Here is a 14,560-nt window from a genome sequence, read left to right as displayed (position 1 = left end):
CATGAGCCTGTTCCTGATCCTCCTCACCGCTTGCATCGTCACCTTCACCGCCCTCGTGCTGTGCGTGCTGGTCCATACCGACCGCACCCGCCGCCGCCACCAGGCGCGGATGCAGCGCGGCCTCGTCCGCCCCGGCCCCGCGGCGCCCAAACCGCCACGCCGGACCGTTCGCGACACACCCGACATCACCGGCCTCACCCCCCGGATCGAGGCGCTGCTGGAACAGACCGGCCTGCGTCTGACGCCTACCGATATCTGCATCCAGGTCGCCATCGCCGCGCTGTCGATCTACGGTCTCGCGGTGCTCTATGCAGGGCTCAACCCGCTCATCGCGCTGGTACTCGCCGTGGCCCTTCCGGTCCTTCTGGCGCTGGTCGTGCTGCGCCACGCCCGCGCCCGCTACCGGGCCGCCTTCACCGAAGGGCTGCCCGAGGCGCTCGACATCTTCGCCCGCGGCCTGCGCGCCGGGCGGCCCATCGCCGATTCCCTGCGCATCGTGGTCGACACCACCACCGGCCCCGTGCAGGCCGAGTTCGCCCGAACCCATGGCGAGATCTGCCTCGGCACCGCCCTGCCCGACAGCCTCGCCGCGCTCTACCAGCGCCTGCGCACCGCCGAAATCGGCTTTTTCGCCGTCGCCACCGCGCTTCAGGCCGACTCGGGCGGCAACCTCGTCGAGACGCTGGAAAACCTGGCCGAACAGCTGCGCGAACGCCGCAAGCTGCGCAAGAAGGCCCGCGCGCTGTCGTCCGAGGCGCGCGCCAGCGCCATGATCCTCGCGGCCCTGCCCTTTTGCATCGCGCTGGCACTTTTCGTGCTGAACGGCGCCTATCTGAAACCGCTCTTCACCGATCCGCGCGGCCAGGTGATGGCGGCGGTGGCCCTGACAAGTGTGGCACTCGGGGTCTTCGTGATGGCCCGTATGGGGCGCGCCGATGTCTGAAACGACCGTGGATATCCTTTCGTGGATGGCCTTCGCCGGGCTGATCCTGGTGACGTTCGGCCTCGGCGCTCTGGTCGACACAGAACGCCGGCGCTCTGTCCTGATGCTGCGCCTGCGCCGCGCGGGCGGCGAGGCGCTGCCGCCGCGCAACGCCGCCCACGGGCCCGCCCGCCGGTCCGGCACGCTCGCCCGGATCGGCGCGGCGCTGCGCCGGATCGTGCTGCGCATGGGCGAACGCCTGTCGGTCATCCTGGGCGGCGAGGCGCGCGACACCGCCGCCGACCTGCGCTCGGCCGGCTACCGGGGCCGCGACGCCCTTCTGATCTACGCTTTCCTGAAAACGGTCCTGCCCGTCGGCGCCTTCCTGTCCGGTGGAGTCTGGGTGGTGACCGTCTATCCCATCGGCATGTCAGCGCTCATCCCCTCGGCCATTGTCTTGGCCGTGGCGCTTGGCCTGTCGATGGGCGTTGACATGGTGGTGGACTCCCGCCGCCGCGCCCGCATGGGCCGCATCCGCCGCAGCTTTCCCGACCTGCTGGAACTCCTGGTGATCGCGTCCGAGGCGGGGCAAGGCCCGCAGCAGGCGCTGCACCGCGTCGCGCGCGAGCTGCAATACAGCGCCCCCGAGCTTGCCGCGGAAACCCGCCAGCTGGTGGCCGAGATCGGCATGACCAACGACCGCCGCACCGCCTATGACAAGCTGCGCGCGCGCGTGCCCCTGCCCGAAATCGCCATCTTCACCCAGGCGCTGGACCAGTCCGACACCTACGGCACGCCCTTTGCCCGCGCCATGCGCAACCTTGTCGCCGAACAGCGCGCCAACCGCCTGATCGCGATGGAGGAAAAGGCCGCGCGCCTGCCGGTCCTGATGACCATCCCGCTGATCTTCTGCATCATGCCGGCGGTCTTCGTGGTGCTGGTCGGCCCGGCCGGGCTCTCGATCTTCGACAACATCCTCGCGGGGCGCTAAGATCATGACCCTGCACCGTCTCACCATTGCCGCCCGCCGCTTTGCCCGCGACACCACCGGCGCCGTCGCCATCGAGTTCATGCTGATCGCGCCAATCCTCTTCGCGCTGATCCTCGGGATCATCACCCTTGGTTTCTACATGGGCGTCAGCCATTCGGTGCACCAGCTGGCCGCCGGGGCCGCCCGCGCCTCGGTCGCCGGTCTGGACGAAATCGAGCGGCGCGACATCGCCACCACCTACCTGTCGCAGGGCGCCACCCGCTATCCCCTCCTGAAGGCCGAGGCGCTGTCGACCTCGCTCGACTATACCGGCACCGCCATGGGCAGCATAACCGTCAACGTCACCTATGCCGCCGAAGGCACGCTGCTGGACGTGGCCAACGGCTTTCTCGGCCTCGGGATCGACACCATCGAGGGGCGCGCCTATGTGGCTTACTGACCGCATCGCGCAGTTCCGCCGCGACGAGTCCGGCGTCGTCGCCATCATCGTATCGCTGATGCTGACCGTGCTTTTCGGCTTCGTGGCGCTTGGCGTCGACGTGGCCGCGCTCTACCGCGACCGCGCGCGCCTGCAAGCCGCCAGCGACCTCGGCGCGATGAGCGCCATGGCCGACGCCGCCGCCGCCGAGACCCGCGCCATCGACGCGATCACCAAAAATGACCGCGCCGCCACAACGCTCACGGGCCTGCAAACCGGGCGCTACTTCCGCAACCCCGCCATTCCCCGGACCGAGCGGTTCGTGCCGCTCGACGCCGATACAGAAATCGTGAACGCCGCCCACGTCACCCTCAGCGACGCCTCGCCGCTCTACTTCGCGCAGATTTTCAGCGGCACGCCCACCGTCGACCTCAGCCGCAGCGCTCTGGCCACCCGCACCGGCGCGGCCAGCTTTTCACTGGACAGCCACCTGGCCGATCTCGATCCCGCCGCGCTCGACGCGGTGCTGACGGCGGAATACGGCGCAGGCGCCGCCATCGGCGTGGGCGACATGACCTTGCTGGCCGACGCACAGATCAATCTGGGCGAACTGATGGAAACCATCGACGCGCTCACCGGAGGCACCTCGCGCAACCCCGCCGATGTGCTGAACGCCGTCACCACCGTCGACACCCTGCTTGACGCGCTCGCCTCCGAATTGCCGCCCGCCCTCGCCGGCAGCCTCGCCGGGCTGGCCAGCGCCGCCGCGGGGCAGGACATCGACGTGGCCACGGTCATCGGCGGCATCGACACCCGCCTGGGCCTGACCGTCACGGACTTCCTGACCGAAATCGACGTCTCCGCCCTCGATATCGTCAAGGCCGTAATTGCCAGCGAGGATATCGACGCCGCCTCCTTGGGCTTGGACCTGGATGTCGCGGGCATCGTCGGCGTCGACGCGCAACTGACCGCCGGCGAGCCGCCCGCGCAATCGGGCTGGGTCGCCATGGGCGAGGAAGGCGTGCAACTGCACCGCGCCGCCGCGCGCCTTGCGCTTGACATCGACGCCGATCCCGGCCTTCTGACCGGCCTTGCGGGCAACGTGGTGGCCACCGACCTGAATGTGCCGCTTTACGTGGAACTCGCAGGCGCCACCGCCACGCTGGACGAGATCAGCTGCAACGCCTCGCGCCCGTCCGACCCTGCCGCGTCCTTTCTGGTGTCACACACGCCCCTGCACCCAGCAAACGGCACATCCCTCGCAGCACTCTATCTCGGCACCCTGCCCGCAAGCACCAGCCCCAGCGCCCCCATCGACCCTGCCACATTGGGCTTTGCCGATCTGTTGACCGTGCGCATCGCCATCCCGGTGCCGCTTCTGCCCGACCTTGTGCTGGCCGATCTGGTGATCCAGGCCCGCAGCCACGTCGCCGTCGGCAGTTCCAACACCGACCGCATCACGTTCACCCGTGGTGACGTGGCCGCAGGCGACACCGTGCGCAGTTTCGGCTCGGAACTCCTGACGACCAATGCCGTCAGCACGCTCCTGTCGTCCGAGACGACCGAGATCCGCGTCAAACCCGACCAGCAGGGCCTTGTCACCGGCCTCGCGGCCCCCGTGGTCAACACCCTGCTCGCCAACCTTCCGGCGCAGCTTCTGGCAGCGCTCACCACGCCGGTCGACGGCGTGGTGGACGGTGTTTTGGCAAGTGTCGGGCTGGAGCTTGGCGCGGGCGAACTGACCCTGACCGGGCACCACTGCGAACTCATCAGGCTGGTGCAGTGATGCCGGATCCTCGATCAGGCCGCGCGCTGCTTGCGGCGCCCGACCAGCGGCAGGGCGTCCTTGGTGCTGATCTTGGCGACGGGCTCTTCAGCCTCGCGCGCCATCGACACGACCTCGTCGGTGACGAAGGCGATCAGCTGATAGCGCGATTCCAGCCCCGATTTCTGATAGATCCGGCCCAACTGCGATTTCACCGTGGTAATCGCGCTGCCGCGCATCTCGGCGATTTCGCTGTTGGAAAATCCCTTGGCCACGAAAATCGCCACGTCCGCCTCGGCCTGCGACAGGCCCCAGTCCGGCGCGTGGCGCAGGATGACGGTTTCCTTGGCGACGGGTTCGCTCACCCCCGGGGCCAGCTTTTCACGGCGCTTCTGCACCACGTGCCGGGTCAGTTGCGTGCAGGCGACATAGGCCACCACTGCCGTCAGCGCGAAAAACAATGCGAACAGTCCCGACAGAACCACCGGGCCCGGTGCCGCGGCAGACCCTCCATAGGCGAAATGGACGACCAGCAAGGTCTTGAGGGCGGCAATGACCGAGACAAGGACAGATCCGAAAATCCAGATACGCGACATAATGATTACTCCTACTGACGCTGCATTCGGGCCGGAGTGTCGCCCCGAATTAAGGCAAATTTGAGGTAATTGTTTCTGGGATACCGACAATTTCGGGGTGTTTTCCCGCAGCGCGCGCAGGGAGCGCCCCAAAATTCAACCCAGGGCGGAAACTGCCTGTCGTCCTACCCCGCGTAGATCACGCTCCAGCGTTCGATCAGCCCCTGCTGAAGCTGCTTGGCCCGCCGGTTCCAGCTGGACGCGCCCGGCGGGCTCACGTCCGAGCGGCTGTCGATCGGCTCGCGCAGCTTGGCGTTATGCGTAAAGACGGCAAAGGCCAGCTCGGTGCCATCGGGCGCCGTGGCATAGCCCGCCAGCGTGCTCACGAAATACAGCGTGCCGGTCTTCGAGGCCACCTTCACCGGATGGTTCTCCATCACCCCGCCATTGGGGTCGCGCATCAAGAACGGCTTCAGGATCGGCTTCAGCCGCCCCTCGCCATGCACCCGCGCCAACGCCCGCGCCATGGCCAGCGGCGTGACCCGCGACATCTCGCCCAGGCCCGAATGATCGACCAGCCTAGCCCCCGTCATGCCCAGCATGTCCTGCGCCCAGGCGCTCATCTCGGCGCCCGAATCCGTCAGGTTCGCAGGCCGGCCCAGCCGCGCGGCACTGGTCGTCATACCGACCAGCTCGGCGGTCAGGTTGTTGGAATACTTCAACATATCCTGCAGGATCGGCACCAGCGGCTCGCTCAGGTGACTGACCAGTACCTTGCCGTCGGGCGTGCCGTCGAACGTCTCGCCCGCGCTCAGGGTCACGCCCTGTGCCTGCGCCAGCGCGGTGAACACCTCGGCGGCATAATCCCCCGGCCGTCGCACCGGCAGCCAGCGCGACCCGCCATTGCCCAGCGCGCCCGATGCCACGGTCCACGCATCGTGGTCGCCCGCGTCCTCGTAGGTGTAAACCGGCCCCTTGCGGTTGGCGACACGCATCCGCGCGACCCGCACCGACGGGCGATACCGGTCCGACCGGGCGTCCATCGCCACGGTGTACTCCCCGCCCGACCGCTTCCACTCGAAATGCACTCGGTTGAAGTTCAGGTTCAGCCCCGACAGCGACGGGTTGTACCCAACATGTTCGGGCTGTTCGTCGTCGATGAACCGGGTAAAGGGCAGCGCCCCGCCCCAGGCGCGCAGCTTGCCGGTCACCCGGCTGATCCCGGCCTCTTTCAGCCGCTCGGCCATGCTGGCCAAGCCATTGGTGTCCAGAACCGGGTCGCCGCCGCCCGCCAGCACCAGGTCGCCGTCCAGCACCCCGTCCTTGACCGGCCCGGTGGCGATCAGCCGCGTCTCGAACCTGTACCCCTCGCCCAGCGTCTCCAGCGCGTAAAGCGCGGTGATCGCCTTCATCACGCTGGCGGGCGGCATCCCCTCGCCTGCGTTGTGCCCTTCCAGCGCCTTGCCCGTCTTCACGTCGACGACCGCGCAGCCCACGTCGCCGCCCAGCTTGGCGCGCTCGATCAGCGCATCGACACTGGGGACAGACCGGATGCGCGCCGCCTCGGCACCGCCCTCGGGGCGCAGCTGCGGGCGCAGCGACACCTTGGGCGCATTGGCCAGCGCGCCGCCCGCCAGGCTGGCCAGCGCCGTCGTCAACAGGAACCGTCGGGAAATGTTCTTACGCATGGGCCCAATTAACCCAAGCGCGGCGGGTCACACAATCGGCAATTCCGCCCTGTCGGCACCATGTCGCGCCGTTTCCGATCAACTTTCCGAAATCTTGCCCCAGTCGCCCCGCGCCCTCAGGGCCGTCGAGGACAGCGCGCTCATCGGCACGTTGACGAAACACCACGCCGGCGCGGTGGCAAAGCGCAACGCCCGCGACTGCCGCGCCGGGATGCGCACCGTGCGATAGATCCGCGCCGGTTTCGACATCCGCGCCGAGATGCGCTGCCCGGGCCGGGCCAGCACGCCGATCGGCACCGTTTCCATGATCTGCTGCCAGTCCTGCCAATGCTCGAACTGCGCCAGGTTGTCGGCCCCCATCAGCCAGACGAACTTTACATGCGGCCGCATCCTTTGCAGGACCGCCAGCGTCTCGGCGGTATAGCGCGTGCCGACCTGCGCCTCGAAATCGCTCACGTGAATGCGCGGATGATCCACCAGCGCCCGGCACGCCGCCATCCGCCGCGCCAGTGGCTGCGGCCCCCGCGCCTTCAACGGGTTGCCGGGACTGACCAGCCACCACACCCGGTCAAGGCCAAAGCGGCGCAGCGCCTCTCGGCTGATATGCACATGCCCCGCATGGGGCGGATCGAACGATCCCCCCAAAAGCCCGATCACCATGCCGGGCCGCGTCATCGGCAAGCGCACACGCATGTCCTCTCCCTTGGCGGTTGTCCTGAAATCGCCGGGATGCGGCGGGATGTCCAGCCTTTTCGCCACGCGCGCCCCAACCGGGATTCGACGCAATTTTAGGGATTTAGCCGTTGATGGCGCACGGAATGTTAAGCCCCGCGTGGCAACACGGCACGCGGTGAGTACCGCAAGAGTATGGGCGTGGCAGAGCAGAGACACATACCGCACCCGCATCCCGCCGATGCGGCGCAGAACCCGTTAGCGGACGGGGCCGACCCGTCGCGCGCTGTGGCTGACCTGTCCTGCTGCCCGCAGTTCCTGAACCGCACGCAGGACGCCATCATCATCCAGGATATCGAAGGCCACGTCGACTGGATGAACCCTGCCGCCGAGGCGATGTTCGCCACCTCGCTCGACCGCGTGCGCGGGATCAAGGTCATGGGTCACATCCTGCCCGAGGGCGCCCGCGTCGATCCCGCAAAGGTGGCCGCCTTCCGCTATGACATCCACAGCGCCATTTTCGACCGCGACCACCTTGCCCGGCACAAGCGCGCCAATGGCGAGACGTTCTGGAACCTGCACAGCTTCACGCTGCTGGCCACGCCCACGGGCCACAAGATCGCCGTCACCTGCCGCGACGTGACCGGCACGGTCGAGACCGAACAGGACTTGCGCCGCGCCCAGACCCGGCTGCAACACGCCGCCCATCACGACGACCTGACGGGGCTGGCCAACCGCAAGCGGCTGTCGCATTACCTCGCCTCCGACATCGTCGCCCGCGCCCTGGCCGAAGGGCGCGTCGGCGTTCTGCATCTCGACCTCGACAAGTTCAAGGAAATCAACGACACGCTGGGCCACGCCGCCGGGGACGCCTCGCTCGTGCACGTGGCCGACCTGTTGCGCCGGTTCTGCGGCCCGCAGGATCTGGCCTGCCGTATCGGCGGCGACGAATTCCTGCTGGTCTGCCTTGGCATGGCCACCGAGGACGCGCTTCTGACCCGGGCCGAACTCCTGCTCGGCGCCACGCACGAGCCGCTGATCTGGAACACCCAGGCGATCCGCGTGGGCCTCTCGATCGGCGCATGCCTCGCGCAGGCCAGCGGTGGCGACGGCGAAACGCTGATCCATCACGCCGACCAGGCGCTCTATGCTGCCAAGACCCGCGGGCGCGGCCGCGTCATGCTTTACACCCCCGCCATGGGCCAGGTGCAGGTCGCCCAGAACCGCCTCGCGCGCGAACTGCGCCTCGCCGCCACGGGCAAGCAGCTGACGGTCCACCTCCAACCCCAGCTCGATCTTGCCCGCGGCCGCATCACCGGCTGCGAAACGCTCCTGCGCTGGAACCACCCCCGCCTTGGCCAACTGCCCCCCGGCGCGTTCTTCGAGACCGCGCGCCGCGCCGGCGTGCTGGCCGATCTCGACTACCAGTCGATGCACCTGTCGCTCGACGCGCTCAAGCGCCTGCACGCGGCGGGCTTCGACGACCTGACCCTCGCGCTCAACGTCTCGGCCGAGGCGCTGACGGACGTGAACTATCCCGGCCTTCTGGACTGGGCGCTGCAATCGCGCGGCCTCAAGCCCGCGCAGGTCTGCGTCGAAATCACCGAAACCACCATCCTGCACGGCGGCGGGCGCACCATCGCCGCGGCCGTCGACCGGCTGAAACGCCTGGGCGCGCGCGTCGCGCTCGACGATTTCGGCACCGGCTATGCGGGCCTCGCCCATATCTCGGAAATCGAGGTGGACGAGATCAAGCTCGACTGCTCGCTCACCGCCAACATCGCGACCGACCCGCGCAACCGCGCCATCGTCCGCTCGATCATCGAACTGTGCCGCAAGCTGGGCACCCATGTGACCGCCGAAGGGGTCGAAACCGCCGAACAGTTGCGCCTTCTGCGCGTTGCCCGCTGCCCCGCGATCCAGGGCTTCGTGCTGGCCCACCCCCAGCCCTGCGACGACATGATCGCCTGGCTTTCGGCCAACCTGCCCATGCCCGCCGGTTTCGGCACCGACACCGCCGCGTCGCGCGCGACCCGCCTGCACCCGCACGCCTGACGCGTTATCCCGTTTGAATTCGCCGCCCGGCGCGGTTACATGGGCCGCAACGCATTCCCTTCAGGAAAAAGAGCACGGAAAATGGCAGCCTACCAATACGTCTACCACATGCAGGGCGTCTCCAAGACCTACCCCGGCGGCAAGAAATGCTTCGAGAACATCCATCTCAGCTTTCTGCCCGGCGTGAAGATCGGCGTCGTCGGCGTGAACGGCGCCGGTAAATCCACCCTGATGAAGATCATGGCCGGCCTCGACACCGACTATACCGGCGAGGCGTGGTCGGCCGAGGGCGCCAAGGTGGGATACCTCCCGCAGGAGCCCGAGCTCGACCCCAACCTTTCGGTGCGCGAAAACGTCATGCTGGGCGTCGCGGCCCACAAGGCCAAGCTGGAACGCTTCAACGAACTGGCGATGAACTATTCGGACGAGACCGCCGACGAAATGGCCGCCCTCCAGGACGAGATCGACTCCAACAACCTCTGGGATCTCGACAGCCAGGTCGACGTCTCGATGGAGGCGCTCCGCTGCCCCCCCGACGACGCCGACGTCACCACGCTCTCGGGCGGTGAAAAGCGCCGTGTGGCCCTCTGCAAGCTCCTGCTCGAGGCGCCCGACATGCTGCTCCTCGACGAGCCCACCAACCACCTGGATGCGGAAACCATCGCCTGGCTGCAACAGCACCTCATCGACTACAAGGGCACGATCCTGATCGTCACCCACGACCGCTATTTCCTCGACGACATCACCGGCTGGATCCTCGAACTGGACCGTGGCCGCGGCATCCCCTACGAGGGCAACTATTCGGCGTGGCTGGAACAAAAGGCCAAGCGGCTGGAGCAGGAAAAGCGCGAGGACAAGTCCAAGCAGAAGACCCTCGAACGCGAGCTGGAATGGATGCGCCAGGGCCAGAAGGCCCGCCAGTCCAAGCAAAAGGCCCGGATCGAACGCTACAACGAGCTGGCCAACCAGTCCGAGCGTGAAAAGGTCTCCCGCGCCCAGATCGTCATCCCCAACGGCCCCCGCCTCGGCGGCAAGGTGATCGAGGTCGAGGGCCTGCAAAAGGCCATGGGCGACAAGCTCCTGATCGAGGACCTGACCTTTTCCCTGCCCCCCGGCGGCATCGTCGGCGTGATCGGCCCCAACGGCGCCGGCAAATCCACGCTGTTCAAGATGTTCACCGGGCAGGAACAGCCTGACAAGGGCGAGATCACCTATGGCGACACGGTCGAACTCAGCTATGTCGACCAGTCCCGCGACGACCTCAAGGACAACGAGACCGTGTGGGAAGCCATCACCGGCGGCGCCGAAATCATCCAGTTGGGCGACGCGCAAGTGAACTCCCGCGCCTACTGCTCGTCCTTCAATTTCAAGGGCGGCGACCAGCAAAAGAAGGTCTCGCTGCTGTCAGGCGGCGAACGCAATCGCGTCCACATGGCGCGCCTCCTGAAAGAAGGCGGCAACGTCCTGCTACTCGACGAGCCCACCAACGACCTCGACGTGGAAACCCTCCGCGCCCTGGAAGACGCGCTGGTGGATTTCGCCGGCTGCGCCGTGGTCATCTCCCACGACCGCTTCTTCCTCGACCGCATCTGCACGCATATCCTGGCCTTCGAAGGCGAGGCCCACGTGGAATGGTTTGAAGGCAACTTCGAGGATTACGAGGAAGACAAGAAGCGGCGCCTCGGCCCGGATGCGTTGGAACCAAAGCGGATCAAGCACAAGAAATTTGCAAGGTGACATCTGGCTTGCAGTCAGATGTCACCCGTGCGCGAAAGCGTTTCCGAAGGAAACGCGTGCGCACCCCGGTAGCAAATCCGGGTGCGCCCCTCCACGTCCCGCCGTCCCGGACTTGATCCGGGACCTCCGGACCCCGAGATCCTCGCGTCAAGCCCGACGATGACGTAGGGTGGGTGAAAACCCACGCGTCCCCCGACAAAGCCGCGCGAGCGCCCGCTGGCGACATATCCGTAAGTGCAGGAGATTTTAATTGACCTTCCGCCGCGAGAACGATCCGCTCTTCACATGGCGCAGGAAAAACGCGCCCAGACTGATCCAGCTCGGCATCCCCGAGATCATCGTCTCCGATCACCATCGGTTTCTCCTCGCTGTCCAGAACGGCGAGGATTTCGAAAGCGGCTGGACAGCATACTGGATTGATCAAGTATCAGGTCCAAGTCTCTTGGCACTGCTGCTGGAGCAATTTGACCCGCTCGGATGCGATTTGGTGGACAAACTGCAACGCATCCATGGCCCACCTGCGCTCGAACTTTACGACGTCGTTCGCCTGAGAGGAAAGCGAGGCCGTTTCAATGAAGGTTCGGTCGGCACGATTGTTCATGAAAATGCACCCGACGCATTCATTGTGGAATTCTCAGAAGAAAATGCGCATGAAGATTCTGGTTTGCTAGACGTGCAAGGGTCTTGGTGCGAACTCGTCTCACGACTACGAGAATAACCTTTTGAACGGAAACATGACGCGTAATAATCGTAGGGTGGGGTTTCACCCCACCTCCCGCACGCATCGCCCATCCGCCCTGTCCCGATGCACCGACGAATACGCCCACTCCTTCGGCTCCTCCACGAATCCATGCTTCACCGGGTTCATCCAGCAATATCGCACCAGCGCTGAATATTCTTCTTCACCCTGCACATGATGCTCCCAGAATCGGCGCTGCCAGATCCCGGCGTCACCTTTGCGCTGCTTGCTCGCCGACCTGTGTAGGGTGGGGTTCCACCCCACCGCTTGTCCCGTTTCTATTGCCAAGGTGGGGTTGAACCCCACCCTACACCCGTTCCGCAAACTGCGCGTGAACCGCGCCTTGATCGCGCCCCACCTTGTCGAGAAATCCGCATCACCCTCCGGCAACGTCCAGATCGCGTGCAGGTGATCCGGCAACACGACCCACGCGTCGATATGAAACGGCCGCTCGACGCGTGTCTGCTGCACCGCGGCGCGCAGCCGTTCGATTTCCTCCACGAGAAGGTGACTGCCACGTTCGGCCAGATTAACCGTGAAGAATACCGTGGCACCAGTGATGCGCGGGCGAAGATAATTCGACATGGCGCAACCATGCCGCAAGTTTGGTTAATGAATGGTTGGGTTTCGAACACTCACTCCCCCATCCCAACCCTCTCCCTCAAAACCTCCTCCAACCGCACCTCCTTCGCCAGATGCATCTGCATATACGTCGCCAGCAGCCGGTTGATCCGCGCGTGCCACCCCTTGCCCATCGCCCGGTAGAACTTCACCACCGACCGGTCCAGATACAGCGTCACCTTCTCCTTCTCCTCCTCCACCGGCACGTCCATCTCCAGCGTGTGCCATGCCTCCGGGATCTCCTCGGCGATCGTCTCGGGGATCCAGCTTTCCTGTTGCAGGTAGATCAGGCTCTGCATCAGGCTGGCGCGGGCGGCGCGTTCGGTCTTGGTGGGCATGGCGGGCTCCTCTGTGGCACGTCCGCATCCTCGCGCTAACCCCTTACGAACACTTAACCCCACCGCACCGTCGCATTACCACCCGGATACCGACGCGATACCGACACGTCTTTTCGCCCCCCTCGGGATGCTCTATCTGACCTCTCACGATGCCCGATTTCGACCTTGTCATCCTCGGCGCCGGCCCCGCCGGTACAGCCGCCGCCATGCAGGCGCGCCGCCTCGGCCTCACCGCCGCGCTGGTGGACAAGGCGGAGTTTCCGCGCCCCAAGCTCTGCGGCGGGCTGGTCACCGGCCGCTGCGCCGCGCACCTGGCCGAGATCTTCGGGATCGGGATCACCCCCGACCTCTTCGAGACCCGCCGCAACTTCGAATTCCACCTGCACGATCAATTACTTGGAACGCTCGAAGACGTCCCACCCCTGCACCTGACCATGCGGTGGGATTTCGATCACCGCCTGCTGCAAGAGGCCCTTGCCGCCGGGGCCGCCGACTATACCGGCCACCGCGTCGAGACCCATGACCTCGCGGCGGGCCGCCTCACGCTGGCCAGTGGCGAAACCCTCGCCTACCGCCTGCTCATCGCCGCCGACGGCGTGCAAAGCCCCACCGCCAAGGCCCTGTTCGGACAGCCTTTTTCCCAGAACACCATCGGTTTCGCGCTGGAAATCGAAGGCCCCTCGCAGGCCCCGACCGAGGCCACCCCCATCCGCATCGACTTTGCCGCCGCCAACTGGGGCTATGGCTGGTCGTTCCCCAAGAAACAAAGCACCACCATCGGCCTGGGCGGCCTGCACGCCCGCAACCCGCAGATGAAGGCCCACCTCGCCGCCTATCTCGCCAAGCTCGGCACCGGCCAGACCGCCAAAGTCAAAGGCCACTTCCTGCCCTTCGGCGCGCCAAAGCCCATCCCCGGCAAGGGCAATGTCCTGCTCGTGGGCGACGCCGCGGGCCTTGTCGATCCGATCACCGGCGAGGGGATCGGCCACGCCATCCACTCCGGCGCGCTGGCCGCCCGTGCTGCGAAAATTGCGCTGGATCAGGGGGATACCGGCCGCGCCCTGCCCCTTTACACAACGGCAACAAAGCCGATCCGCCGCGCCATCGCGCAGGCCCGGATGCTGCGCCCGCTGATTTTCTCAAAGCCCCTGCAACCGTTCTTCGCCCGCACCTTCGCCGGCTCCACGACGCTCAAGCGCGATTACATGCATCTGCTCTCGGGCGACATGGAGTATCCCGCCCTTCTGCGCCGCACCGCCCTGCGCCTGCCTCGCGCGGCATTTCGTTACCTCTCTGCCGCAGCTTCGGGAAACTGAGACTTGACGGGCACAGAATCACTTGCCCTTCTGATATTCACTTGTTTTTGATTTCTAAATGCTCATGTGGCGGAATATCGCCATATTCACCTGCCGCCGTTCCGAGGGGAAGAAAACATGATGAATCGCCGCCAATTCGTGGCCACCGCCGCCGCGGCCGCCACTGCGCCCGCCCTGCCCGCCGCCGCGCAATCGTTCCAGATCGATCCGAAATACATGCCGCAGGATGTGAACATCTCGTCCAGCTACGCGCCCGGCCAGATGCTGATCCTGCCCAAGGCGCACTTCCTCTACCTGATCACCGAACAGGGCCGCGCCCGCCGCTATGGCGTGGGCGTCGGCAAGGCCGGGCTGGAATTCACCGGCCGCGCCACCATCGACGTCAAGAAAAAGTGGCCCACCTGGCGCCCGACGCAAGAAATGATCGAGCGCGAGCCCCAGACCTACGCCAAGTTCAAGGGCAACGACTACGTTCAGCCGGGCGGCAAGGGCAACCCCTTGGGGGCGCGCGCGCTGTACCTGTTCCAGAACGGCCGTGACACGTATTTCCGTATCCACGGCACCACCGCGCCGCGCTCAATCGGTCGGTCGGTGTCCAACGGATGCATCCGCATGATCAACGAGCACGTGATCGACCTTTATGAGCGTGTGCCGCTGGGTACCGTGGTCACGGTTCTCTGAGAACCTGCGCGGCACCCAGGCGCGGCTGGCCGCGCCGCCGCG

General features: G+C 66.2%; 14 protein-coding genes. 9 read left to right on the top strand and 5 right to left on the bottom strand.

What is annotated here, in order from left to right:
- Position 1: 1 nt before the first annotated feature.
- The 4 genes from XM53_RS16285 to XM53_RS16270 are packed head-to-tail and all read left to right on the top strand — an operon-like array spanning position 2 to position 4,117.
- The gene (locus XM53_RS16285) at positions 2-943 is read left to right on the top strand and encodes a type II secretion system F family protein (RefSeq protein WP_057795227.1); all 942 of its coding nucleotides are present in this window, start codon (positions 2-4) and stop codon (positions 941-943) included.
- On the top strand, positions 936-1,913 hold the full coding sequence (locus XM53_RS16280; protein WP_082631057.1) for a type II secretion system F family protein: 978 nt from the start codon (positions 936-938) through the stop codon (positions 1,911-1,913). The genes XM53_RS16285 and XM53_RS16280 overlap by 8 nt, the downstream gene beginning before the upstream one ends.
- A 4-nt stretch (positions 1,914-1,917) precedes the next feature.
- Positions 1,918-2,352 (top strand): TadE/TadG family type IV pilus assembly protein, encoded by a 435-nt coding sequence (locus tag XM53_RS16275; protein ID WP_057795223.1) that lies wholly within the window; start codon positions 1,918-1,920, stop codon positions 2,350-2,352.
- Positions 2,339-4,117 carry a TadG family pilus assembly protein gene (locus XM53_RS16270; RefSeq protein ID WP_057795221.1) on the top strand — a complete coding sequence of 593 codons (1,779 nt, stop codon included), beginning with the start codon at positions 2,339-2,341 and terminating at the stop codon, positions 4,115-4,117. Before XM53_RS16275 ends, XM53_RS16270 begins: the two co-directional genes overlap by 14 nt.
- 14 nt (positions 4,118-4,131) lie before the next feature.
- Here the strand turns inward: XM53_RS16270 and XM53_RS16265 are convergent, their stop codons facing one another.
- From XM53_RS16265 to XM53_RS16255, 3 genes are all read right to left on the bottom strand, one after another.
- On the bottom strand, positions 4,132-4,692 hold the full coding sequence (locus XM53_RS16265) for a helix-turn-helix transcriptional regulator (RefSeq protein ID WP_057795219.1): 561 nt from the start codon (positions 4,690-4,692) through the stop codon (positions 4,132-4,134).
- Positions 4,693-4,856: 164 nt separating this feature from the next.
- The gene (dacB, locus tag XM53_RS16260; protein ID WP_057795217.1) at positions 4,857-6,359 is read right to left on the bottom strand and encodes a D-alanyl-D-alanine carboxypeptidase/D-alanyl-D-alanine endopeptidase; all 1,503 of its coding nucleotides are present in this window, start codon (positions 6,357-6,359) and stop codon (positions 4,857-4,859) included.
- Positions 6,360-6,437: 78 nt separating this feature from the next.
- Positions 6,438-7,052: a nicotinate-nucleotide adenylyltransferase gene (locus XM53_RS16255; RefSeq protein ID WP_057795215.1), complete on the bottom strand. Its 615-nt coding sequence runs from the start codon at positions 7,050-7,052 to the stop codon at positions 6,438-6,440.
- Positions 7,053-7,232: 180 nt separating this feature from the next.
- On the opposite strand from XM53_RS16255, the gene XM53_RS16250 reads away from it, so the two are divergent.
- From XM53_RS16250 to XM53_RS23095, 3 genes are all read left to right on the top strand, one after another.
- On the top strand, positions 7,233-9,086 hold the full coding sequence (locus tag XM53_RS16250; RefSeq protein ID WP_160321401.1) for a putative bifunctional diguanylate cyclase/phosphodiesterase: 1,854 nt from the start codon (positions 7,233-7,235) through the stop codon (positions 9,084-9,086).
- Positions 9,087-9,167: 81 nt separating this feature from the next.
- Positions 9,168-10,823, top strand: a complete 1,656-nt coding sequence (ettA, locus tag XM53_RS16245) for an energy-dependent translational throttle protein EttA (RefSeq protein WP_057795212.1) — start codon at positions 9,168-9,170, stop codon at positions 10,821-10,823.
- A gap of 250 nt (positions 10,824-11,073) precedes the next feature.
- The gene (locus XM53_RS23095) at positions 11,074-11,541 is read left to right on the top strand and encodes a hypothetical protein (RefSeq protein WP_144435567.1); all 468 of its coding nucleotides are present in this window, start codon (positions 11,074-11,076) and stop codon (positions 11,539-11,541) included.
- Between the two features lie 45 nt (positions 11,542-11,586).
- Here XM53_RS23095 and XM53_RS16240 read toward each other — a convergent pair whose 3' ends face one another.
- Both XM53_RS16240 and XM53_RS16235 read right to left on the bottom strand, forming a co-directional pair.
- Positions 11,587-12,147 carry an REP-associated tyrosine transposase gene (locus tag XM53_RS16240; RefSeq protein ID WP_057795211.1) on the bottom strand — a complete coding sequence of 187 codons (561 nt, stop codon included), beginning with the start codon at positions 12,145-12,147 and terminating at the stop codon, positions 11,587-11,589.
- Positions 12,148-12,197: 50 nt separating this feature from the next.
- Positions 12,198-12,521 carry a BrnA antitoxin family protein gene (locus XM53_RS16235; protein ID WP_057795209.1) on the bottom strand — a complete coding sequence of 108 codons (324 nt, stop codon included), beginning with the start codon at positions 12,519-12,521 and terminating at the stop codon, positions 12,198-12,200.
- Positions 12,522-12,670: 149 nt separating this feature from the next.
- Between XM53_RS16235 and XM53_RS16230 the strand changes: the two genes are divergently transcribed.
- Positions 12,671-13,837, top strand: a complete 1,167-nt coding sequence (locus tag XM53_RS16230; protein ID WP_057795207.1) for a geranylgeranyl reductase family protein — start codon at positions 12,671-12,673, stop codon at positions 13,835-13,837.
- A 117-nt stretch (positions 13,838-13,954) separates the two neighbouring features.
- Positions 13,955-14,518, top strand: a complete 564-nt coding sequence (locus tag XM53_RS16225; RefSeq protein ID WP_057795205.1) for a L,D-transpeptidase — start codon at positions 13,955-13,957, stop codon at positions 14,516-14,518.
- Positions 14,519-14,560: the final 42 nt, after the last annotated feature.

This window comes from Roseovarius atlanticus (assembly GCF_001441615.1).
In the GTDB taxonomy this organism is placed as follows: Bacteria; Pseudomonadota; Alphaproteobacteria; order Rhodobacterales; family Rhodobacteraceae; genus Roseovarius; species Roseovarius atlanticus.
Note: the sequence above shows the minus strand (reverse complement) of the source record. Positions and strands in the feature narration are given on the sequence as shown.